Source organism: Mesorhizobium loti (assembly GCF_013170705.1).
GTDB classification, from domain to species: domain Bacteria; phylum Pseudomonadota; class Alphaproteobacteria; order Rhizobiales; family Rhizobiaceae; genus Mesorhizobium; species Mesorhizobium loti_D.
Map to the genome: position 1 here is coordinate 5122833 of NZ_CP033334.1, position 20595 is coordinate 5143427.

Below are 20595 nucleotides of genomic sequence, written 5' to 3' on the forward strand. Positions count from 1 at the left end.
TCTCCAATGGCGTTCGGATCGGGTTTGCCTTTCACCGCGATTTTTGACCATTGTGCCGGGACATGCCTTTTTCCCGTCCAGTTCGTCACGGAATGGTGATGGCGCGAAGAATTGAAAAACAATTTCAGGACACTCTCAGGGACCTTGCGATGACAATCAAACGCTCAACTCTCCGGAAATTCGCTCTTTCGACCTTCCTGTTCACACTGCCGCTGAACGCGGCCCTTGCCCAGGACGCGGCCGTTGCCGACCGGCTGAAGGCGGCGCTGGCGGCCCAGGGCGTAAACATCTCCTGGACCGGCGTGACCGGTGACAACACCAGCATGGTGCTGCAGGGCGTGTCCATCAAACCGGCGGCGGAAAAGGAAGCCCTGCCGATCGGTGACGTCAAGCTCGAGGGCGTGACCGAGGCCAATGGCGGCTACGACATCGGCACCGTCTCGACCTCCCCCTTCGAACACAGCAAGGATGGGGTCACCCTCAACCTGAGCCCCTTCGTCATCCACGACATGACGGTTCCGGCCGAAGGCGCCACCGGCCCGTTGGGCTCGCTGCTGATGTACAAGTCGGCCGAACTCTCCAACATGACGGTCAAGGTCGCCGACAAGACCGCCTTTTCGATGGACGGGCTTGCCATCCAGATCACGCCGCCCGCAGACGGCAAGGCGATGGAATTCACCGGCAATACGGAAAAGTTCACGGCCGATCTCTCGCTGGTCGAGGATCCCAAGTCCAAGGAAGTCATCGACGCGCTCGGCTACCAGAACATCTCCGGCAATCTCGCAATGGCCGGCACCTGGCAGCCCTCGGACGGCAAGATGGAACTGTCGAAATATGACATCTCCGTCGAAAATGCCGGCACGCTCGGCATGACCTTCAATCTCGGCGGCTACACGATGGACTTCATCAAGTCGCTGCAGGAGATGCAGAAGAAGATGGCGGCGCAGCCCGAAGGCGCCGACAATTCGGCGCAAGGCATGGCCATGCTCGGCCTGTTGCAGCAGCTTTCCTTCAACAGCGCCTCGATCCGCTTCGACGACGATTCGCTGACCGGCAAGGTGCTGGAATATGTCGGCAAGCAGCAAGGCATGTCGGCCAAGGACATCGCCAACCAAGCCAAGGCGATCGTGCCGTTCGGCATGGCGCAGCTCAACAATCCCGAACTGACGGCGCAGGTGACGGCAGCGGTCAGCAAATATCTAGACGACCCGAAGAGCCTCGAAATCTCGGCCGAGCCGCCGGCATCGGTGCCGTTCGCGCTGATCATGGCGGGCGCCATGTCCAACCCGCTCGATCTGCCGAAGACGCTCGGCGTGGCCGTCAAGGCCAACGAAGACTGATCGACCATCAGGATCACAAAAAAGCCCGGCAGCGATGCCGGGCTTTTTTGTGGACTATAGAATCCGAAGAGGTAGTTCCGCCCGCTTCTTAAAGCATTGCCCGAAGCTCGCGATCAGGCGTCCTTCTTGGTCGGCGCGACACGCAGGGCCAGTTCGCGAAGCTGCTGCGGCGAGGCTTCCGACGGTGCGTTCATCAACAGATCATACGCCTGCTGGTTCATCGGGAACATGGTGATCTCGCGCAGGTTCTTGGCGCCAACCAGCAACATGACGACGCGGTCGACGCCCGCCGCCATGCCGCCATGCGGCGGCGCGCCGTACTGGAAGGCGCGGTAGAGGCCGCCGAAACGCTCCTCCACCGTGGCGCGGTCCAGCCCGACCGTCTCGAACGCCTTGACCATGGTTTCGGGCAGATGATTGCGGATGCCACCGCTGGCGATCTCGAAGCCATTGCAGACCATGTCGTACTGGAACGCCTTGATGCCGAGCAGATCCTCGCCATCCAGCGCGTCGATGCCGCCCTGCGGCATCGAGAACGGGTTGTGGGCGAAGTCGATCTTCTTTTCCTCCTCGTTCCATTCGAAGAACGGAAAGTCGACGATCCAGCACAATTCGAAGCGCTCGCGGTCGACGAGGTTCAGTTCCTCGCCGGCGCGGGTGCGTGCCGCTCCCGCGAAGGAGACGAACTTCTTCGGGTCGCCGGCGACGAAGAAGGCGGCGTCGCCGTCGGCAAGGCCGAGCTGCTGCCGGATCGCCTCGGTGCGCTCCTCGCCGATGTTCTTGGCGAGCGGGCCGGCGCCTTCGAGCTTGTCACCCTCCTTGCGCCAGAAGATGTAACCCAACCCCGGCTGGCCCTCGCCTTGCGCCCAGGAGTTCATGCGGTCGCAGAAGGCGCGGCTGCCGCCTGTCTTGGCCGGAATGCCCCACACCTCGGCCTTCGCATCGTTGGCCAGGATGTTGGCGAACACCTTGAAGCCGGAATCGCGGAAATGATCGGAGACGGCCTGCATCTCGATCGGGTTGCGCAGGTCCGGCTTGTCGGAGCCGTATTTGCGCATGGCGACATCATAGGGAATGCGCTGGAATTTCTGCGTCACCGGCTTGCCGTTGGCGAAGGCCTCGAAGACGCCGCGCATCACCGGTTCCATGGTCGACAGCACGTCGTCCTGCTCGACGAAGCTCATTTCAAGGTCGAGCTGATAGAATTCGCCAGGCAGACGGTCGGCGCGCGGGTCCTCGTCGCGGAAGCAAGGCGCGATCTGGAAATAGCGGTCGAAGCCCGACACCATGATCAGCTGCTTGTATTGCTGCGGCGCCTGCGGCAGCGCGTAGAAGGTGCCGGGATGGATGCGCGACGGGACGAGGAAGTCGCGGGCGCCTTCAGGCGAGGAGGCGGTGAGGATCGGCGTCGAGAATTCGGTGAAGCCGACATCGTTCATGCGCTTGCGCATCTCGGCGATGATTTTCGTGCGCGCCACGATGTTCCTGTGCAGCGTGTCGCGGCGCAGGTCGAGGAAGCGGTACTTCAGCCTGATGTCCTCGGGATAGTCCGGCTCGCCGAACACCGGCAGCGGCAATTCCTTGGCCGCCGACAGCACCTCGATCTCGCGGGCGAAAATCTCGATCTCGCCGGTCGGCAGGTTGGCGTTGACCGTCTCCGGCAGGCGCGCCTTGACCTCGCCGTCGACGCGGATGACCCATTCGCCGCGCACGGTCTCGGCGACCTTGAAGGCAGGCGAATCGGGATCGGCGACGATCTGGGTCAGGCCGTAGTGGTCACGCAGGTCGATGAAGAGCAGGCCGCCATGATCGCGCACGCGATGCACCCAGCCCGACAGGCGAACGGATGAGCCGACATCGCTCTTTCTCAACTGGGCACAGGTATGGCTGCGGTAACGGTGCATGGTCATTGGTAAAGTCCGGGGTGCTGGGTGGCAGGCCAAAGCATCAAAGCCCGGCCCAAAATTTGCGCGAAAAGCGCATGGGAGGCCGGATTTGTCAAGGCGAGGAGACGTTGAGCCGAATCCAGGTTCGACCGTCAGGGTTTCAAGTCTTTGCCGGCCTCCACGCATTGCCGCCAGACGTCCTTCCTGAGACGACGCCCTTATCAAGCGATCCGGAGACGCCTCGTTCCAAAACACACTCTCCCACGATGCACAGGGCACATAATGGCCGTGAGCTGGAACTGATGCTTCAGGGTGACAAGCCAATGGCCTCGTTCTCGGTCGAACCGGGCATGGACGCCGAAGATGGAAGATAGTGGCGACGCGGGGTTTGAAGCGGATTGAATGAAGGCCCAGTCTGGGCCGATTTCGCCATGGTTCGCCATCGAATGTAGCGGGCGGCTACCGATGCTGGCCTGGAATTGCCGCTGGCATTGATGGAAGCAATGGTTCAAGAAGGGATCACCGATACGTGATCGCCTTTCATGTCCTCCATCCGCCCGCTGATCCCGCTTCTTCTCGCCGCAGGCATCCTGCTTGGCGGCAATGGGCTGCAGAGCACGCTGATCGCGCTGCGCGGCGCGCAGGAGGGGTTTTCCGCTTCCGACATCGGCCTGATGGGCACATTCTATTTCGCCGGCTTCCTGCTCGGCTGCCTGGCCATCACCCGCATCATGAAGGCGGTCGGCCATATCAGGGCGTTTTCGGCGTTGGCCGCGATCGCATCGGTCGGCACACTGCTGCTGGTGCTGGTCCTCGATCCGGTGATGTGGTGCGCGGTGCGCTTTGCCGGCGGCTTCTGTTTCGCCGGTTTGTTCACCATCGTTGAAAGCTGGCTGAATTCCGGCGTCAGCAATCACGACCGCGCACGCGTGCTGGCGATCTACCGGATGGTCGACACCGGTTCCGTAACCGGCGCCCAGTTCCTGATTCCGATCTTCGGCGCCGGCGGCTTCACCATCTTCGCCATCATGTCGATCATGATCACGCTGTCGCTGGTGCCGGTGTCGCTCGGCGACCGCTCCAACCCGACGCCGCCGGAGGAGGTCAAGCTCGACCTGGGGCGCGTCTGGCGCATTTCGCCGCTGGGCTGTTTCGGCTGCATTGCCGTCGGCGTCACCAACAGCGCCTTTCGCACCTTGTCGCCGGTCTATGCCGAGCAGATCGGCATGTCGGTCGCCGATGTCGTCACCTTCGTCAGCGTCGGCATCTTCGGCGGCGCCATCATCCAGTACCCGCTGGGCTACCTGTCCGACCGCTGGGACCGGCGCCGGGTGCTGTTGATAACGACCTGCTGCGCGATGCTCTCAGCATTGGCGCTGGTGTTCATCGCCGGCAGCAATCCGCTGCTCAACTTCGTCATCGTCTTCATCTTCGGCTGTTTCGCCATGCCGCTCTATTCGCTGTCGGCGGCGCATTCCAATGACCGCGCCGACACGGGCGAGTTCGTGCTGATCAATGCGGCGCTAATGCTGTTCTACTCCTTCGGCGCCATCGGCGGCCCTTACGCAGCCTCCACGGCGATGCAGTATTTCGGGCCGAGCGCGCTGTTCGTGTTCAGCGCCATCGTCTATGCGATCTTCATCGCCGTCATCCTCTACCGCATGCAGGCCCGGTCCGGCGTGCCTTTGGGCAAACGCAGCCGCTTCACCGCTCTGTTGCGCACCTCCACCATTTTCGCGCGTCTGGCCAGACGGAATGGTGATTCAGACGACCCGGGAGGCTCATGATGGAGGCGCCAAAGCTTGACGAAAGCCTTTCCGGCTGAAATCTAGGAAGACCTTACTCCTGCCAAAAGCGATTTGATGCACGTCATCACCACCCAGAAAGAACTCGAGACCGTTCTCGCCGCTTTCGAAAAGTCGGATTTCGTCACCGTCGACACCGAATTCATCCGCGAAACAACCTTCTGGCCAATCCTGTGCCTGATCCAGATGGCGGCCCCGGGCGTGACGGCGCTGATCGATCCGCTGTCGCCAGACATCGACCTGGCACCCTTCTTCAGGCTGATGGCCAACGAGACGGTGGTCAAGGTCTTCCATGCCGCCCGGCAGGACATCGAAATCATCGTCCATCTCGGGGATCTGGTGCCGCATCCTGTGTTCGATACACAGATCGCGGCGATGGTCTGCGGCTTTGGCGACAGCGTTTCCTACGACCAGCTCGTGCAGCGCATCACCGGTGCGCGGCTCGACAAATCTTCGCGCTTCACCGACTGGCGCCACCGGCCGCTGTCCGACAAGCAGCTCGATTACGCGCTGGCCGACGTCACCCATCTGATCGAGGTCTACCAGCACCTGAGCGCCGAATTGGCACGGGAAAACCGCGCCCACTGGCTGAACGAAGAAATGGATGTGCTGACCTCGCGCGAGACCTACGATCCGCATCCCGAAGACGCCTGGAAGCGGCTGAAGATGCGGCTGCGCAAGCCGCAGGAACTGGCGATCGTGCAGGCCGTGGCGGCATGGCGCGAGCGCGAGGCCCGGGAACGCGACGTGCCGCGCGGCCGCGTGCTCAAGGACGACGCGATCTACGAGGTGGCGCAACAGGCGCCGCGTGACGCGGCGGCGCTTGCCAAGCTGCGCACAACACCCAAGGGCTGGGAGCGCTCCTCGACGGCGACGGCCCTGCTTGGGGCGGTCAACGCAGCGCTGGCCTTGCCCAAGGAGCAGATGCCGAAACTGCCGAAGAATTTTCAGCCGCCGGAAGGCTCAAATGCCGCGGCGGAACTGTTGAAAGTACTGCTCAGGATCGTTGCCGAGAAGCAGGGCGTGGCCTCGAAAGTATTGGCATCCAGCGACGACATCGACCGCATCGCGGCCGAGGGCGAGGACGCCGATGTGCCGGCGCTGCAGGGATGGCGGCGTGCCGTGTTCGGCGAACAGGCGCTGAAGCTGGTGCGTGGCGAGATCGGCATCAAGTTCGACAAACGCAAGATCGCGGTGTTCGATTTATAGCGCCTGCCCTCGCCCCGCTCCGCTTTGCGGTGCGGCCTTCTTCGCAAGGTGGGAAGGGGCCGCGGGCCACGAAAGCCACCTGCCTGACTTTTCGCCCCCAAGGGCCGGTGCGCGGCCTAAACCACGCCCAGCAGATGCAGGGCGAGCCAGATCCAGCCCAACAGGATGATCACGGCTCCAAAAGAGAAAGAGCGGCTGCGCAGCAGCAGATTGTTGCTGGTCAGGTGAACCCAGGCGTGAAAGCAGCGCGAGGCGACAAAAATCCACATCAGTGCCAAGGTCAGATAGTTGACGCCATTGGTGACATGCAGCGTCAGGCACAACACATAGAAAAGCACCGGCAGTTCGAACTGGTTGCTGAGATTGGCGGCAACGGTGACGCTGGAGGCCGGCTCGGTCGAGCGGACCTTGTATTGACCAACCTTGGCCTCGCCTGACCTGATTGCACCATATCTGCGACGACCCAACACGGCGTAGACGATATAGATCAGCAACACCTGCGCCAGTACCGGCCAGAAAATCGCGGTCTGGTTCATGATGTTTCCCCTGCCCTGTCCAGCATCAAGGCAGGGGTCTCTGGCCAATCAGCCAGAAAGCGGCGATGACGACCACCGGGATGGCAAGAAGGGCGAATTTGGCGACGATCAGCGACGAGGCGAAAGACAGCGAATCCGGGTTGGCCGACAGGAAATCGGACAGAAGGCGCGCCACGGCGATATTCTGCGCATAGTCGGCAAGCGTATAGGGCAGCACCAGCACCAGCGCGAAGATCGACTGCGCCTGCGGCGGCAGCACGCGGAAATTCTTCAGGCGCCGGCCGGAGGCCAGGATCAGGCTCACCAGGGTCAGCGACAACAGCGCCGGGAACAAGAGATCAAAGGTGAGGTAGTGCCAGACGAGGATGATCTCTCCGCCGCGCCGACCAAGCGCCGTCAGCCAGGCCATGCCTTCGTCGGGCGTGAAGCCGAAATAGCGCATGTCGAGCGACGGCAGGCCGCCGCTCAATTGACGGAAATAGAAGAATTCCAGCAGCGTCATGGCCATAAAAACCGACGCCGACAGGAAACAAAGCGCTGCCGCGTGGCGAGACAGCCGCAGGATCGTCGCGGTCAGGCTTCGCCCGAGCCCGTATTGCTCAGGCTCCGCCGGGATAGTTCGGGCTTTCGCGGGTAATCGTGACGTCATGGGCGTGGCTTTCACGAAGTCCGGCGTTGGATATGCGCACAAAGGTGGCGCGCTCGCGGAAATCGGCAAGGTCGCGGCCACCAACATAACCCATAGCGGCTTTTAGCCCGCCTGCAAGCTGGTGCAGCACGCCAGACACAGGTCCTTTGTAAGGGACCTGGCCTTCAATGCCTTCCGGCACCAGTTTCAGCGTGTCGCGGACCTCGGCCTGGAAGTAGCGATCTGCCGAGCCGCGCGCCATGGCGCCGACCGAACCCATGCCGCGATAGGCCTTGAAGGAGCGGCCCTGGTGCAGATAGACCTCGCCCGGGCTTTCGTCCGTACCGGCCAGCAGCGAACCGATCATGGCGGCGCTGGCGCCCGCGGCGAGCGCCTTGGCAAGGTCGCCGGAATATTTGATGCCGCCATCGGCAATCACCGACACACCTGATTTGTGCGCCGTCTCGACGGCCGACATGATGGCTGAAAGCTGCGGCACGCCGACGCCGGCAACGATGCGGGTGGTGCAGATGGAGCCCGGGCCGATGCCGACCTTAACGGCGTCGGCGCCAGCGTCGATCAGCGCCTGCGTGCCTTCAGCGGTCGCGACGTTGCCGGCCAGGATGCGAACCGAATTGGAAAGCTTCTTGGCACGCGTCACCGCATCCAGCACGCGCTGCGAGTGACCATGCGCGGTGTCGATGACCAAAAGGTCGACGCCGGCCTCGATCAGGCGCTCGGCACGCTCGAAGCCGTCGTCGCCGACGCTGGTGGCGGCTGCCGCACGCAGGCGCCCCTGCGCATCCTTGGTGGCGTGCGGGTTGAGCTGCGACTTCTCGATGTCCTTGACGGTGATCAGGCCAACGCAGTTGCCCTTCTTGTCGACGACGACGAGTTTTTCGATCCGGTGCTGATGCAGGAGCCGCTTGGCCTCGTCCTGGTCGACATTCTCCTTGACCGTGATCAGGTTTTCACGGGTCATCAATTCGTAGACCTTCTGCGCTGGATCGGAGGCGAAGCGCACATCGCGGTTGGTCAGGATGCCGACCAGCCTGCCGGTCTTGTGGCCGCCCGTGCCGCCATTCTCGACCACCGGAATGCCCGAGATCGAATAGGTGCGCATCAGGGACAGCGCGTCGGCCAGCGTGGCGTCGGGGCCGATGGTGACCGGGTTGACCACCATGCCGGATTCGAATTTCTTCACCTGCCGCACCTGTTCGGCCTGTTCGGCCGGCGAGAAATTGCGGTGGATGACGCCGATGCCACCGGCCTGGGCCATGGCGATGGCAAGACGCGCCTCGGTGACGGTATCCATCGCGGCGGAGAGGATCGGCACGTTCAGGTCGATGTCGCCGGCAATGCGGGTCCGGACATCGGTTTCGCCCGGCATGACCTCGGAATGACCCGGCTGCAAAAGCACGTCGTCAAAGGTCAGCGCCAGTGCGCCGGTGGACGTTTCGATGATTTTTGCCATGGCCAGCCCTTTAGAATGCGGAAAAAGCGCTGGACCGGGATGGACAGCGCCGACTCGTTCTTCCCTTTCAGGATTGGCGCTGGCTGGTAACACGTCGCGGCGCGGATGAAAAGCCGATCGTTGCATCGCACAACGGCGTTATCGCGTGATTTGGCGCCACCGCTGGTTGCAGTCGCACAAAAGTGACAGCAAATTAACACGACATTGGTGTCCAGCCGTGATAACCGCGCCCCTGCACCGGCTCCCTCCCGGCCGGAAACAAAGTTCGAAACGGTCACGCTCGTGAATCGCACCATCCCGCTCATCCTGGCGGTCGCACTTTTCATGGAGAACATGGATTCGACCGTCATCGCGACATCGCTGCCGGCGATCGCCATAGACATCCATACCAGCCCTATCGCGCTCAAGCTGGCATTGACTGCCTATCTGGTGTCGCTGGCCATCTTCATTCCGATCAGCGGCTGGATGGCCGACCGTTTCGGTGCCAAGAATATTTTTCGCGCCGCGATCGCGGTGTTTATCGTCGGTTCGGTCGCCTGCGCCCTGTCAGGTTCTCTACCGGCCTTCGTGGTATCGCGGTTCCTGCAAGGCATCGGCGGCGCCATGATGACGCCGGTCGGGCGCCTGGTGCTGGTGCGGGCCACACCCAAGAGCGACCTGGTCGCCGCCATGTCCTGGCTGACCGTTCCCGCCCTGGTCGGACCGCTGGTCGGCCCGCCGATCGGCGGCTTCATCACCACCTATTTCACCTGGCACTGGATATTCCTGATCAATGTACCGATCGGCCTGATCGGCATCTGGCTGGCCACACGCTTCCTGCCGGAAACCGAATCGATGGAAACACCGCCGCTCGATTTCGTCGGCTTCGTGCTGAGCGGGGTGGCGGCATCCGGTGTGGTGTTCGGCCTGTCGGTGGTCAGCCTGCCCTATCTGCCGCCGGCGACCGGCTTCATCACCGTGGCCGTCGGGCTGCTGTCGGGCGCGCTTTACCTGATGCACGCGCGCCACGCCAGGAATCCACTGCTGGCACTCGAACTGTTCCGCAACCAGGTGTTCCGCTCGTCGGTGCTTGGCGGCTCGCTGTTTCGCATCGGCATCGGGGCGGTGCCGTTCCTGCTGCCGCTGATGTTCCAGATCGGCTTCGGGCTGACGCCGTTCCAGTCCGGCATGATCACCTTCGTCTCGGCGATCGGCGCCATCGGCATGAAATTCGTCACCGCGCTGATTTTTCGCGTTGCCGGCTTCCGGCGCGTGCTGATCGTCGGCTCGCTGGTCGCCGCCGCATCGATCGCCATTTACGGCCTCTTCACCCCCGAAACACCTTACGTGCTGATGCTGGCCATATTGCTGGTCGGCGGCTTCATCCGCTCGATGTTCTTCACCGGCGTCAACGCGCTTTCCTATGCCGAGGTGTCGGCCGAGGACACCAGCAAGGCAACGCCCATCACGGCGGTGTTCCAGCAGTTGTCGATCGCGCTCGGCGTGGCGCTCGCCGGCGGCATCCTGGAGGTCTCGACCTCGATCCATGGCGGCCTGCTGACGCTGGGCGATTTCCATATCGCCTTCTTCATCGTGGCGGCCGTATCCGCGGCGGCGTCGCTGTCGTTCATGCGGCTGGCGCCCGATGCGGGCAACGCCGTCTCCGGCCATGGCCGGCTGACAACGCCCAAGACGCTGGAACCTGCGAGATCGCCGGGGGAGTGAGCCGCCTAGGCTTCACCGTCTCCCGGCCCTTCGCTGTGGCTCCGGGCGCCCATTCCCTTCGGAACGTCCGCTGGACGTTCCGATCCGCCTGATGGCGGACCGGACTCTCGCCCCTTGAAATCCTTGGCCAGCAGATAAAGTTCGACCGATTCATCGCGCGAGGCCGGCGGCTTGACGTGATGGACGGAGCGGAAGTTCTTCTTCAGCATCGAAAGCAGCTCGTTTTCGGCGCCGCCCTGGAAGGTCTTGGCCAGGAAATGCCCGCCCGGCTTCAGCACGGACAGCGCGAAATCGGCTGCCACCTCGCACAGATGCATGGTGCGGATGTGGTCGGTCCGCTTGTGGCCGGTGGTGGGCGCGGCCATGTCGGACAGCACGACATCGGGATCGCCGCCCAGTGCCTCGGACAGCTTGCGCGGTGCATCCGGATCGAGAAAATCCATCAACAGCACCGGCGCGCCGGGCACGGCATCCATCTCCAGATAGTCGATGCCGACGACATGCGGATTTTCCGCCGTCGATTTCGTGCGCGCGGCCGCCACCTGGCACCAGCCGCCGGGGGCAGCGCCGAGATCAATCACCTTCATGCCGGGCTTCAGGAGATGATGCTTGTCGTCGATTTCGATCAGCTTGTAGGCGGCACGCGAGCGGTAGCCGTCGGCCTTCGACCGCTGGACATAGGGATCGTTGATGTGGCGCTGCAGCCAGCGGCGCGACGATTCCTTCAGGCCGCTCTTTTTCTTGATCCGCGTCTTCAGCACACGAATGCCGGCGGACCCTGGGTTTTCCGGTTTCTTGGTCATTGCCGGCCACCACGCCCATCGTTGCGCCAGACGCCGTCATCGGCCATCAGCTCGCTCAATATACCTTCGCGCAGGCCACGGTCGGCGACGCGCAGCCGCTCCGAAGGCCAGACGGCGCGTATCGCTTCCAGGATGGCACACCCGGCCAGCACCAGGTCGGCGCGGTCCGCACCGATGCAAGGGTTGGCGCAGCGTTGCTGGAAATCCCAGCCCACCAGCCTCTCCACCATGCGGTCGACGCTGTCGCGGTCCATCCACAATCCGTCGACCCGACGCCGGTCGTAACGTTCCAGATCGAGGTGAACGCCGGCCAGCGTCGTGACCGTGCCGGAGGTGCCGAGCAAATGGAAGTTCGGGCTGGCCTTGAGGTGGCTCAGCCGGTCGCGGCCATCGAAGGAGGCCAGCCGGCCGGCAACGTCGTCGACCATGGCGGTGAAGATTTCACGCGTCACGGTGCGGCCGCCAAAGCGCTCCGCCAGGGAGACGACGCCGACCGGCAGCGACGTCCACGAGACGATGTGGTTGGCGAGTCGTGGGGAACGGCGGCCGGTGAGGTCGATCAGCGCGATTTCGGAGGAGCCGCCGCCGATATCGAACAGGACGACGCCCTGCGTGTCACGCTCGACCAGCGAGCCGCAGCCGGAAACCGCCAACCGTGCTTCGGTCTGGCGGTCGATGATCTCGAGCTTCAACCCGGCCTCGCGCTCGACGCGTTCAAGAAACTCGACGCCGTTCTCGGCCGAGCGGCAAGCTTCCGTGGCGATCAGCCTGGCCTTCCTGATCTTGCGGCCGCGCAATTTGTCGCCGCAGACCTTCAGCGCCTCGACAGCGCGGTCCATCGCCGGCTTGCCGAGCCGGCCATTGGCGGTGAGCCCCTCACCCAGCCTGACGATGCGCGAAAAGGCGTCGATGACGCGAAACTGGCCATGCCGCGTGGGAACGGCGACCAGCAGCCGGCAATTGTTGGTGCCGAGGTCGAGGGCGGCGAATACGGGAAGCTCGTGCGCCGGCTGCCGGCGGGTGCCCTGCTCGTGGCGCGGCATCTGGAGAACGGGCGAGATCACCGGGCCGGCCGGCGGCTGCTTCGGCTCAACGGCCGAAGCAGCCGCCTTGCCTGGCACCGGCGATCGATTGTCCTGCGCTTCGTCGCGCGCAAAAACCTTGCGCCCGCGCCTTCGCTTGCGCCGCTTCTTGGGTTTGCCCTTCTGGTGATGGGTCGCGTCGCCCGCCTGCCCGTCGGCGGAGCGCGGCTCCGTCGGGCGGCGTTGCTGCCAACCGGCTGTCCCCGAGCCCGATGGCCCTGGGGAAGCGCTGGACGCGCCCACCTCCGACGCGCCTGCGCCGGTGTCGCGGTCTTCCACTGTCGTTCCTTCCGGCGCCGCGCGAACCGGTGACGGACGCAGCTGGCGCTTTGGCATGTTTCAAGTTGCCGCCAGACTAACAGCGCCGTGCCCGATCACCAAGAGCCGTACGCCGAATTTTGCCGGCTGGACGCCAACCGCCTTTCGCCCCGCCGCGAAATGTTCCAGCAAGGCTGGGTTGGCACGCGATGCCGGCGAAGACAATCTCCTGTCAAAGCTATCACCATACGCCGGCGCCTTCGCGCCATCTTTCCTGCGGACGGATCTTTGCCGGCTGCGGCGCGACAAGTGTTCGCGGTTGAATAGCCGGCTTCAATGAGGCATTTCTGAAATGTACGGAGGTCGCCGGGCAACCGGCTTCCCACAATCAGGCGAAAAGGAAGCGGACACGCAGCGCATGGCAGTCAGGCAATGAACTGGAGACGTTATTTCTGGCCGGTCGTCGGCATCGCCGCGGTGATCTTCTCGCTGCTGCTGCTCTGGCACGAACTGCGCGGCATTTCGCTCGACGATGTCTGGGACGGGCTCGCCGCCATTCCAACCCGCGGCTGGATCCTGGCAGCGTTGAGTTCGGTCATCGCCTATGCCGCTCTCGCCGGCTATGACCACATCGCGCTGCTGCATATCGGCAAGCGGGTGTCGTGGCTGTTCGTGACGCTGTGCTCCTTCACCACCTACGCGCTGTCGCACAATATCGGCGGCTCGGTGTTCTCCGGCGCCGTCATCCGCTACCGCGCCTATGGCACGAGGGGCCTGACCGGCCAGGATGTCGGCGTGCTGGTGGCGATCTGCTGGATCACCTTCGTGCTGTCGACGATACTCGCCTTCGGCCTCGTGCTGGTGTTCGAGCCCCAGATCATCGACCGCTTTTCGGGCATCGCCCATCACGGCCTGTCGGAAGCGGCTGGTATCGCCATGCTGCTGGTCGTCGCCGCCTACGTCTTCGGCAGTTGGCTGCATCTGCGCCCGCTTAAGATCGCCAGCTTCCAGTTGCACTACCCGGCGCTGCCGATCGTCGCCAGGCAATTGCTGATCGGCCCGATTGAATTGCTTGCAGCGGCCGCCATCATCTTCTTCGCCCTGCCCGAGGCCCACAATCCCGGCTATTTCGTCGTGCTCGGCGTCTTCCTGGTCTCCTTCTCGGTCGCCCAGATCTCGCACGCGCCGGGTGGGCTGGGCGTGTTCGAGGTGGTGTTCCTGGCCGGGCTTTCGGACATGGAGCCGGTCGGCGTGCTGGCGGCGCTGCTGGTGTTCCGGCTGTTTTATCTCATCATCCCGCTGTTTCTGGGCTTGGGTATCGTGCTGTTCTTCGAGCGTTCGCAGTTCAGCCGGACGGAGAGCTGAGGCGCGGATTGGATTTCATGTCCGCGCGTGGAGCGCCGCGAGGCAACGAGTCTGCACCCGGCAGACAAAACGTGGCGATTGAACCACAAAGCAGGCTTGACTATTTTCCGCCGGCGGCTACAAGGCAGCGCTCAAGCGGCTCAGCCGTTCGGCCCGCGCGGTTCGTGACCGCGCCTGCTGGGGAATAGGTTAACGGTAGACCCACGGACTCTGACTCCGTTAGTCCTGGTTCGAATCCAGGTTCCCCAGCCAGTCCTTGCAAACCCTTACAGCACAAGGCTTTCAGCGCCACCGATGCATGGAACATTTCGGGATCATTTGACCCCGAAATCTGGTCCATGTCGCATCTATGTCGCACGCAGCGCCGGGAGAAGGTGGCGAGACGCTTCCGCCAAGGATTCGTGCTCGTCGACCGCGGGAAACAGATGGCCATAGGTGTCCATCGTCTGCTGAATGCTTGAATGGCCCATCCGGTGCTGGACTTCCTTCGCCGAAAGCTCCAGCCCGCCGGCGCTTTTCCGGTTGATGCACCATGACGCGAAGAAGTGCCGGAAGGCGTGAAGGCCCGGGTATTTCGCCACCGTTTCGATGATCGGCTCGCCACGCTCGTCGAGGATGGGATTTCCTTCCTCGTCGACCTTCGGCTTCAGCACGGTGACGCCGCCGGCGATCTCTGCTGGGTGGAGTATCCTCTTGATGACGTTGCCATGGTTTTCCAGGTTCCCATCCCCATTCGGGAATACGAGGTCGCGCTGCCCTTTCGGGCACTGGAGCTTCCACTCCTTGAGCGTGTTGATGACGATCGGCGGCACCCGGATTGTGCGCTGGCCTTCCTGGCTCTTCGTGAAGCCCATAACCCCATATCGATCGACGCGGGATGAGACACGGATGCACTGCCGTTCGAAGTCTACGGCTGACCAGGGCAATCCGCGAATCTCCGATGAACGCATTCCGGTAAAGACGAGCGTGATCATCAGCGGCTTGTGCCGTGGCGCCGTGTGGTCGATGATTGTCCGGATTTCGTCGTGCGTCGGGATATCAATGCCGTAGCCGAGTTTCCGCGTCCGGCGCTTCTCGATCTTCTTTTTCTTCGCCCTGACCCGGCTATTGCTCTCATAGACCACATTGCGCGCCACGAAGCCGCCGTCCTGCGCGACGGCGAGGATAGCGCCGAGGTCGACGGTGACCCGCTTTATCAGGTTCGCCGAGCGGCCTTCGTCGTGCAGCCGCTTCTGCCAGTTCCGGATCGTCGGAATGTTCAACTTGGTCAGCAGCAGCTCGCCGATGAACGGCGTGATGTGGAGGTCGAGGTGCGTCTGATAGCTCTCGCGCGTCGACCGCTCGAGCCCGAGCTGTTCGCAATCGGTGATCCAGTTCGCGCCCGCCTGCTTTACCGTGATGGTGTCGGCCTCGGCGACGTGGATCCCGGTGCGCAGTTCCTGCTTCACCTGCTCTTCGAACCGGTCGGCATCCTTCTTCTTGTCGAAGGTCTTTTGTCGCCGGGTCCCGTTCAGATCAAAGTAGTCGACGATCCATGCTTCCTTCGCCCTGCCTTTGGCGGGCTGCCATGTACGCTTGCGAGTAGAGACCATTGTCCCCTCCGATTGTTGTTGCCTACCTGGCAGTATGTATCGTCAAGCCCGGTGGTTCCCCGCGGTGGTCCGTTACTTGGCTAGCACAGTTAATTCTTGATGCTTGCCGGCGCTTGCGTTCCGCTTCCGCATAGCCGCGACCCTGCAGCGATCCGAGCAATAGACAGCATGAGAGCGCCTGCCAGTCAGCGGACCCGTGAGGTAGGCCTTGGAGCAGTGAGCGCACCGGGAGAGCGTCGCGCCGACCTCATAGGCGAACACCGCCTCCATCATCATGAGGTTGGCGAGATCTGTCGGCCGCATGACGAGCTTGTTTCTGCCGTCCGCGTATTCGAACGACGGCGCCAGCGACACGTATTTCAGCACGTCGTTTACGTGCCGGGCTTTCTCAACCGAATCTGGAAACGCGCCGAGGCCCAGGACCTCCCCCAGATCTTCCTTCAGGGTTTCGAGCGACGTCACCGAGACTTGAAACGGAGTAACGAGCTTCTGCGGCAGCCCAAAGCGGGAAACGAAAGCGACAAGGTCTTCGTCGCTCACGGTGTTGATGAGGCGGATTGCAAGCGGATTTTCGAGGTTCGTGATCTCATAGATCACGGGCTCGGACTCGTCGGACCGGGCACACACAAATTTCGTTTCTGTTGTCGATGTCTCCTGGACGAGATGGAGAGGAACGATCTCCACGCCGTCCACAGGTCGTTCCCAGTTCAGCCGTATTGGGATCATCGTCTTGCCTGTTACGATCTTTTTTTAATATCCGTTATATGGATTGCTAACACGACAATAGACGCACTGCAAGCCAGTCCGCTGTGTTACGTTCTTTTCGCAAACACCAGAACAGCGAAAAGGAACTGCCACAATGGAGCCTACGGGAAAATCGAACCTCGACCTGATTTGGGGCGCCGACGCGATCGCGGCCGAGTTGGGCTGTGATCGCCGACGCGCCTTTTACCTTCTGGAAAAGGGCGAAATCCCGGCCAAGAAGGTCGGCGGGAAATGGGTCGTTCGGCGTGACGAGTTGCACGCCTTCTTCGTCAACAGCGGTGCGGCAGCATGATTGCCGCCGGCGTTGTCCTGCTCCTGGTCGCCGGGCTGCTGCGGACCCGCCTCGTACGGCTGACCTTGGCGTTATGGCTGCTTCGCGTCGGCAACGTGCTGATCGAGGCCGCCGAGCGGGCCATGGAACGGTGACCGCGCCCCTCTCCCCGACCGACCATGCTGCCGCCGTTGCATGGCTGAAAGCGAACTGGTCGGCTGCTGAACGGCCGCTGGTGCCGATGATCCGGGAGCGCTTCGGCGCAGGGCCGATCGAGGCCGTCGCGATCTTGCGTGAGGCCAGCCCACACGGCCGCCGCGAGGCGACGACATGACCGCGCCGGCACGAGGTGAGACCGACATGCGCCCCTTCAAGCCGTCAACGGGGTATCAGGACTCGCCCCGATCAGGTGAGCGGAGGCAGGTAGCTTCATATCGGCCGCTACCTCTTCGGTGGCCAACGGGCGATCGGGAACGGCACGAAGCGTTCGAGGCCTGGCACTACCAGGCGATGCGCCTGGTCAACCGAGAGAAAGCGAGCTTCCAGCTGCTCGCCGTCGTCTGGCGGTTCGTCGACTGGCGGACCGGCACGTTCTGGGCCAGCAACAGCGTCTTGGCAGAACATGCCGGCGGCTGCTCCGAGAAGACCATCACCCGCAACATCGAGCATCTCAGGAGGCTTGGCCTCGTCATCGTCGACCTCGGTTTCGCGAAGCGGAAAGATGGGAAATCGTACCGGACGCGGACCGTGCGACTGGCGCTCCCCGACGATCCGAATGCCCTTGGAGAGATGCCCGAGGATGAAGAAACATCGGGACCACGGGTGTCCCGATGATGATCCGCAAAATCCCCTCAATCATCGGGACCACGGGTGTCCAAAACATCGGGACCACAGGTGTCCCATATCCCTTGAAGGTTACCCTTGAAAGGCGCGAGGTCTGAAATGCAGCTGGATCTCTTCACCGACATGAAGCCCGCCGAGGTCAAATCCGACGGCACCGTGCGGGCGTTTCCGCCCGCTCGCCGAGCCGCTCTCGTTCGCTCCACCGCGGCGACGATTTACGCCAAGAGCTACCAGGCCGGCCGCGCCTTCTGGAGCAAGCACGTTGCCCAGCTGAAGCGTGAACTGAAGGCGATCGGCATCGATGCTTCCGGCATGGCAGTCGAGATCGATCGCTACACCATCGCCGTCGGTCGCGAGATCGATCGGCTTACCTACAGCCGCCGCAGACCAGACGGTGCGGCATGATGCTTTCCATGTCCGTTCGCTTGATCGGTGGGGCCGGCTATCGGCCGGCCCCCGCCACCAGACGCCGGCTTCAATCAGAACCAACTGAGTGTGTGTCCCGCGTCGCTATCAAGGTTAGCTCTGAGGTCCAGTCATGAACATCGATCCGATCGCCCTTCGACGCCATCGTGCCTTCGGCCAGGAGATGGCCGAACGTCACTTCCGCCTCTACCCCGCCGACACGTACCCCCCCGAAGTGGTCGTCGACATCATGCGGGACTCAATGATGGAGCCCGCAGCTGACGCCGGCATCGGTAGCCGCGCGCTTGAGCCCTATGCTCGGGTCGCCGCGGCTGGCTTCATACGCGCCTGGCGGCGCCTGCAGAGGGCAGCGCGACCATGAGGGGGTGGGGGGAGTCAAATCTTCACGGGGATTGGGGTCGCCAACCGCTCGGGGCTCATGCTCAGATAATTTTTTCACCATCCCGAGATTTCGGCCAAAATCGCGAAAACACCGAAAAAATACCCGGCCTCTTGCTTGAATCACGGATCAAGGATAGTTTTCCTATTGCGTGTCATCGGCGGGATGCTGAGACCGCGCCTCAAAGCGCCGGCGGGATGCCGGGCGAAGTGGTGATTTCAACCCCTTTCGCAATGCCGCTCGAGGTGCGCCTATGACGCGCGATACCCTTCATGACCCAGCACAGCCGTCTTTCGGCTGCATCGGCGCGCCGTTCGAGGTGAAGTTCGCCAGTGGCGGAGCGCGAGGAACGTTCGAAGGCTACGCCTCCGTATTCGGCAACACCGACAGCCACGGCGACGTCATCGAACCAGGTGCCTTCGCTAAATCGCTGCTCGATCGGCAGCGTGAGGGCCGCGCGCTGCCGCCGATGTACAAGATGCATGGCGCCATGACGGGCAACCGCCACGAGCCGATTGGCGTCTGGGACGCGATGTCGGAAGATCCGAACGGCCTTCATGTGAAAGGCAGACTGATCGGCCTCGACACCGAGCAGGGCAAGTGGAATTACGCCCAGCTCCAGGAGGGCGGCCTCCCTGGTCTCTCGATCGGATACAGGGTGCCGCCTGGTGGATCCCGCAAAGGATCCGGCAAGCTGGGCGAGCCCGCGCGCTGGATAAAGGTGGCGAACCTTCGCGAGGTCTCGCTGGTCGATGATCCTTCCAACGTGTTGTCCCGCGTCTACGACGTGAAGCGCCTTTGGGGCGAGGCGCCAGCGGATGGGATCAAGACCGTCCGTGAATTTCAGGACTTTCTCCGCGACGCCGGCTTTTCGAAGGCGGCGGCCGGCATCCTCGCCACGAGCGGCTGGAGTTCCCTCCCAGCCAATGACGATTCCGACAAAGCCGCCGACGAAATCGCCGACCTGATCGCATCGATCCAGGCGGCCAAAACAGACCTGAAAGGACGTTGAAAATGGACTTGGACGAGCTGAAGACGGCGTTCACCAGCTATCATGGTGAGGTCAAAACAATTGCCGCGAGCCAGCGCAAGCTGGAGGGCGAGTTCAAAAAAATGGACGACCTCGTCGCCAAGATCGAGGTCGCCATGCAGCGCATTCCCAACGGCGTCAAGTTGAAGAGGGACGGCTCCTTTTCCGCACCCGAGATCGAGGCCGAGCACAAGGCATTCGGATCGTTCATCAAGACCGGGTCGGAAGTCGAGATCAAGGCGCTTTCCACCGACGAGGGGCCTGCCGGCGGCTACATCACTCACACGAACATGGCGACGACGATCAATCAGAAGATCTTCGACCAGTCGCCGATCCGGCGGCTCGCCCGCGTCGTTCCGATGGATAACGGCGATGCATGGGAGGAGCCGCTTGATTTTTCGGACCTCGGCGCGACGTGGGCCAGCGAGCGCCAGGCGCGGACGGAAACCACGGGCTCCCAGCTGAAGATGCTGACGATCCCGCTGCACGAGGTTTACGCGCATCAGAGCGTCACCCAGAAGCTGCTGGATCTCTCTTTCGTCAACATCGGGTCATGGGTGGAAGGCAAGATCAGCGACAAGTTCGGCCGCACCGAAGGCCTCGCCTATAACTCCGGAGATGGCGTCAAGAAGCCGCGGGGTTTCATGGACTATGCCGCTGCCAGCGTCGCGACGGCTGACGACACACGCGCCTGGGGCGTTCTTCAGAACGTCATCTCGGGATCCGCGGCAAGCGTGGCCGACGTCGACGGCCAGGCAGACGGCATCAAGAACCTGTTCTGGTCGCTGCGCGCGCCGTATCGAGCGAACGCGACCTGGATCATGTCGAGTGCCACCGCCAATGCCGTCGACAAGCTGAAGGATGCCAACAAGGACTACATCTGGCGGCCCGGGATGACCGCCGGCGCGCCGCCCTCGATGCTCGGCCGGCCGGTGGAGTTCGACGAGAATATGCCGGCGCCTGGTGCCGGTCTGTTCCCGATCGCGTTCGGCGATTTCCAGAAGGCCTACACCATCCTGGACTGGCAGGCGATCAAGACGCTTCGTGACCCCTACACCGACAAGCCGAACGTCATCTTCTACGCGTACCGCCGCACCGGCGGCGACGTCGCCAACTTCGAAGCGGTCAAGCTGCTGAAGTGCTCGGCGTCGTAGACAGCGACGAAGGAATAGCGCGGCCCGGGAATTCACGAGGCTCAG

21 protein-coding genes and 1 tRNA gene are annotated in these 20595 nt (G+C 62.9%); 14 read left to right on the forward strand and 8 right to left on the reverse strand.

The features are described from left to right. The first annotated feature begins 149 nt into the window (after positions 1-149). A complete protein-coding gene (locus tag EB815_RS25280; protein WP_056562586.1) occupies positions 150-1340 on the forward strand; it encodes a hypothetical protein in 1191 nt (396 codons plus the stop codon). A 113-nt stretch (positions 1341-1453) separates the two neighbouring features. Here the strand turns inward: EB815_RS25280 and aspS are convergent, their stop codons facing one another. Then, a complete protein-coding gene (gene aspS / locus EB815_RS25285; protein WP_056565438.1) occupies positions 1454-3244 on the reverse strand; it encodes an aspartate--tRNA ligase in 1791 nt (596 codons plus the stop codon). Between the two features lie 524 nt (positions 3245-3768). Here aspS and EB815_RS25290 point away from each other — a divergent pair. Then, on the forward strand, positions 3769-5013 hold the full coding sequence (locus EB815_RS25290) for an MFS transporter (RefSeq protein ID WP_056562590.1): 1245 nt from the start codon (positions 3769-3771) through the stop codon (positions 5011-5013). A gap of 75 nt (positions 5014-5088) precedes the next feature. Beyond that, positions 5089-6240 carry a ribonuclease D gene (gene rnd, locus EB815_RS25295; RefSeq protein ID WP_056562593.1) on the forward strand — a complete coding sequence of 384 codons (1152 nt, stop codon included), beginning with the start codon at positions 5089-5091 and terminating at the stop codon, positions 6238-6240. Between the two features lie 116 nt (positions 6241-6356). Here the strand turns inward: rnd and EB815_RS25300 are convergent, their stop codons facing one another. Genes EB815_RS25300 through guaB form a run of 3 tightly spaced genes read right to left on the reverse strand, consistent with a single transcriptional unit; the run spans position 6357 to position 8878 of the window. Next, positions 6357-6776 carry an MAPEG family protein gene (locus tag EB815_RS25300; protein ID WP_056562596.1) on the reverse strand — a complete coding sequence of 140 codons (420 nt, stop codon included), beginning with the start codon at positions 6774-6776 and terminating at the stop codon, positions 6357-6359. Positions 6777-6801: 25 nt separating this feature from the next. Then, a complete protein-coding gene (locus EB815_RS25305; RefSeq protein ID WP_056562601.1) occupies positions 6802-7425 on the reverse strand; it encodes a hypothetical protein in 624 nt (207 codons plus the stop codon). After that, positions 7376-8878 carry an IMP dehydrogenase gene (gene guaB, locus EB815_RS25310; protein WP_056562604.1) on the reverse strand — a complete coding sequence of 501 codons (1503 nt, stop codon included), beginning with the start codon at positions 8876-8878 and terminating at the stop codon, positions 7376-7378. The genes EB815_RS25305 and guaB overlap by 50 nt, the downstream gene beginning before the upstream one ends. A gap of 282 nt (positions 8879-9160) precedes the next feature. Between guaB and EB815_RS25315 the strand changes: the two genes are divergently transcribed. Continuing rightward, positions 9161-10582 (forward strand): MFS transporter, encoded by a 1422-nt coding sequence (locus tag EB815_RS25315; RefSeq protein ID WP_056562607.1) that lies wholly within the window; start codon positions 9161-9163, stop codon positions 10580-10582. Between the two features lie 5 nt (positions 10583-10587). On the opposite strand, the gene EB815_RS25320 is transcribed toward EB815_RS25315, so the two are convergent. Both EB815_RS25320 and EB815_RS25325 read right to left on the reverse strand, forming a co-directional pair. After that, complete coding sequence (locus EB815_RS25320) at positions 10588-11385, reverse strand: RlmE family RNA methyltransferase (RefSeq protein WP_056562610.1); 798 nt, start codon at positions 11383-11385, stop codon at positions 10588-10590. After that, complete coding sequence (locus tag EB815_RS25325; RefSeq protein WP_244493879.1) at positions 11382-12803, reverse strand: Ppx/GppA phosphatase family protein; 1422 nt, start codon at positions 12801-12803, stop codon at positions 11382-11384. The genes EB815_RS25320 and EB815_RS25325 overlap by 4 nt, the downstream gene beginning before the upstream one ends. A 354-nt stretch (positions 12804-13157) precedes the next feature. On the opposite strand from EB815_RS25325, the gene EB815_RS25330 reads away from it, so the two are divergent. Together EB815_RS25330 and EB815_RS25335 are read left to right on the forward strand one after the other, a co-directional pair. After that, the gene (locus tag EB815_RS25330) at positions 13158-14090 is read left to right on the forward strand and encodes a lysylphosphatidylglycerol synthase domain-containing protein (RefSeq protein WP_065005005.1); all 933 of its coding nucleotides are present in this window, start codon (positions 13158-13160) and stop codon (positions 14088-14090) included. A gap of 178 nt (positions 14091-14268) precedes the next feature. After that, positions 14269-14342 (forward strand) — tRNA-Gln (locus EB815_RS25335). A 95-nt stretch (positions 14343-14437) separates the two neighbouring features. Here EB815_RS25335 and EB815_RS25340 read toward each other — a convergent pair. Both EB815_RS25340 and EB815_RS25345 read right to left on the reverse strand, forming a co-directional pair. After that, complete coding sequence (locus EB815_RS25340; RefSeq protein ID WP_065005004.1) at positions 14438-15682, reverse strand: tyrosine-type recombinase/integrase; 1245 nt, start codon at positions 15680-15682, stop codon at positions 14438-14440. 72 nt (positions 15683-15754) lie between these two features. Beyond that, positions 15755-16375, reverse strand: a complete 621-nt coding sequence (locus tag EB815_RS25345) for a hypothetical protein (protein ID WP_155772395.1) — start codon at positions 16373-16375, stop codon at positions 15755-15757. A gap of 166 nt (positions 16376-16541) precedes the next feature. On the opposite strand from EB815_RS25345, the gene EB815_RS25350 reads away from it, so the two are divergent. From EB815_RS25350 to EB815_RS25385, 8 genes are all read left to right on the forward strand, one after another. After that, the gene (locus tag EB815_RS25350; RefSeq protein WP_065005002.1) at positions 16542-16739 is read left to right on the forward strand and encodes a helix-turn-helix domain-containing protein; all 198 of its coding nucleotides are present in this window, start codon (positions 16542-16544) and stop codon (positions 16737-16739) included. Further along, positions 16736-16873 (forward strand): hypothetical protein, encoded by a 138-nt coding sequence (locus tag EB815_RS25355; protein ID WP_155772394.1) that lies wholly within the window; start codon positions 16736-16738, stop codon positions 16871-16873. The genes EB815_RS25350 and EB815_RS25355 overlap by 4 nt, the downstream gene beginning before the upstream one ends. Then, on the forward strand, positions 16870-17052 hold the full coding sequence (locus EB815_RS25360; protein ID WP_065005001.1) for a hypothetical protein: 183 nt from the start codon (positions 16870-16872) through the stop codon (positions 17050-17052). Before EB815_RS25355 ends, EB815_RS25360 begins: the two co-directional genes overlap by 4 nt. Continuing rightward, positions 17049-17552, forward strand: a complete 504-nt coding sequence (locus EB815_RS25365) for a helix-turn-helix domain-containing protein (protein WP_155772393.1) — start codon at positions 17049-17051, stop codon at positions 17550-17552. Before EB815_RS25360 ends, EB815_RS25365 begins: the two co-directional genes overlap by 4 nt. Positions 17553-17660: 108 nt before the next feature. Next, on the forward strand, positions 17661-17966 hold the full coding sequence (locus EB815_RS25370; protein WP_065004999.1) for a DUF6074 family protein: 306 nt from the start codon (positions 17661-17663) through the stop codon (positions 17964-17966). 133 nt (positions 17967-18099) lie between these two features. After that, complete coding sequence (locus EB815_RS25375; RefSeq protein WP_065004998.1) at positions 18100-18348, forward strand: hypothetical protein; 249 nt, start codon at positions 18100-18102, stop codon at positions 18346-18348. Positions 18349-18619: 271 nt separating this feature from the next. After that, complete coding sequence (locus EB815_RS25380; protein ID WP_065004997.1) at positions 18620-19378, forward strand: HK97 family phage prohead protease; 759 nt, start codon at positions 18620-18622, stop codon at positions 19376-19378. Between the two features lie 2 nt (positions 19379-19380). Beyond that, positions 19381-20550, forward strand: coding sequence for a phage major capsid protein (locus EB815_RS25385; RefSeq protein WP_081294702.1), 1170 nt, complete (start codon positions 19381-19383; stop codon positions 20548-20550). The last annotated feature ends 45 nt before the right edge of the window (positions 20551-20595 follow it).

Coding starts and splice junctions, on each gene's coding strand:
- EB815_RS25370 (WP_065004999.1), top strand. CDS start 17,661: ATGCAGCTGGATCTCTTCACCGACATGAAGCCCGCCGAGGTCAAATCC.
- EB815_RS25325 (WP_244493879.1), bottom strand. CDS start 12,803: ATGCCAAAGCGCCAGCTGCGTCCGTCACCGGTTCGCGCGGCGCCGGAA.
- EB815_RS25375 (WP_065004998.1), top strand. CDS start 18,100: ATGAACATCGATCCGATCGCCCTTCGACGCCATCGTGCCTTCGGCCAG.
- EB815_RS25385 (WP_081294702.1), top strand. CDS start 19,381: ATGGACTTGGACGAGCTGAAGACGGCGTTCACCAGCTATCATGGTGAG.
- EB815_RS25280 (WP_056562586.1), top strand. CDS start 150: ATGACAATCAAACGCTCAACTCTCCGGAAATTCGCTCTTTCGACCTTC.
- EB815_RS25290 (WP_056562590.1), top strand. CDS start 3,769: ATGTCCTCCATCCGCCCGCTGATCCCGCTTCTTCTCGCCGCAGGCATC.
- EB815_RS25380 (WP_065004997.1), top strand. CDS start 18,620: ATGACGCGCGATACCCTTCATGACCCAGCACAGCCGTCTTTCGGCTGC.
- aspS (WP_056565438.1), bottom strand. CDS start 3,244: ATGCACCGTTACCGCAGCCATACCTGTGCCCAGTTGAGAAAGAGCGAT.
- EB815_RS25300 (WP_056562596.1), bottom strand. CDS start 6,776: ATGAACCAGACCGCGATTTTCTGGCCGGTACTGGCGCAGGTGTTGCTG.
- rnd (WP_056562593.1), top strand. CDS start 5,089: ATGCACGTCATCACCACCCAGAAAGAACTCGAGACCGTTCTCGCCGCT.
- guaB (WP_056562604.1), bottom strand. CDS start 8,878: ATGGCAAAAATCATCGAAACGTCCACCGGCGCACTGGCGCTGACCTTT.
- EB815_RS25355 (WP_155772394.1), top strand. CDS start 16,736: ATGATTGCCGCCGGCGTTGTCCTGCTCCTGGTCGCCGGGCTGCTGCGG.
- EB815_RS25365 (WP_155772393.1), top strand. CDS start 17,049: ATGACCGCGCCGGCACGAGGTGAGACCGACATGCGCCCCTTCAAGCCG.
- EB815_RS25305 (WP_056562601.1), bottom strand. CDS start 7,425: ATGACGTCACGATTACCCGCGAAAGCCCGAACTATCCCGGCGGAGCCT.
- EB815_RS25340 (WP_065005004.1), bottom strand. CDS start 15,682: ATGGTCTCTACTCGCAAGCGTACATGGCAGCCCGCCAAAGGCAGGGCG.
- EB815_RS25330 (WP_065005005.1), top strand. CDS start 13,158: ATGAACTGGAGACGTTATTTCTGGCCGGTCGTCGGCATCGCCGCGGTG.
- EB815_RS25320 (WP_056562610.1), bottom strand. CDS start 11,385: ATGACCAAGAAACCGGAAAACCCAGGGTCCGCCGGCATTCGTGTGCTG.
- EB815_RS25350 (WP_065005002.1), top strand. CDS start 16,542: ATGGAGCCTACGGGAAAATCGAACCTCGACCTGATTTGGGGCGCCGAC.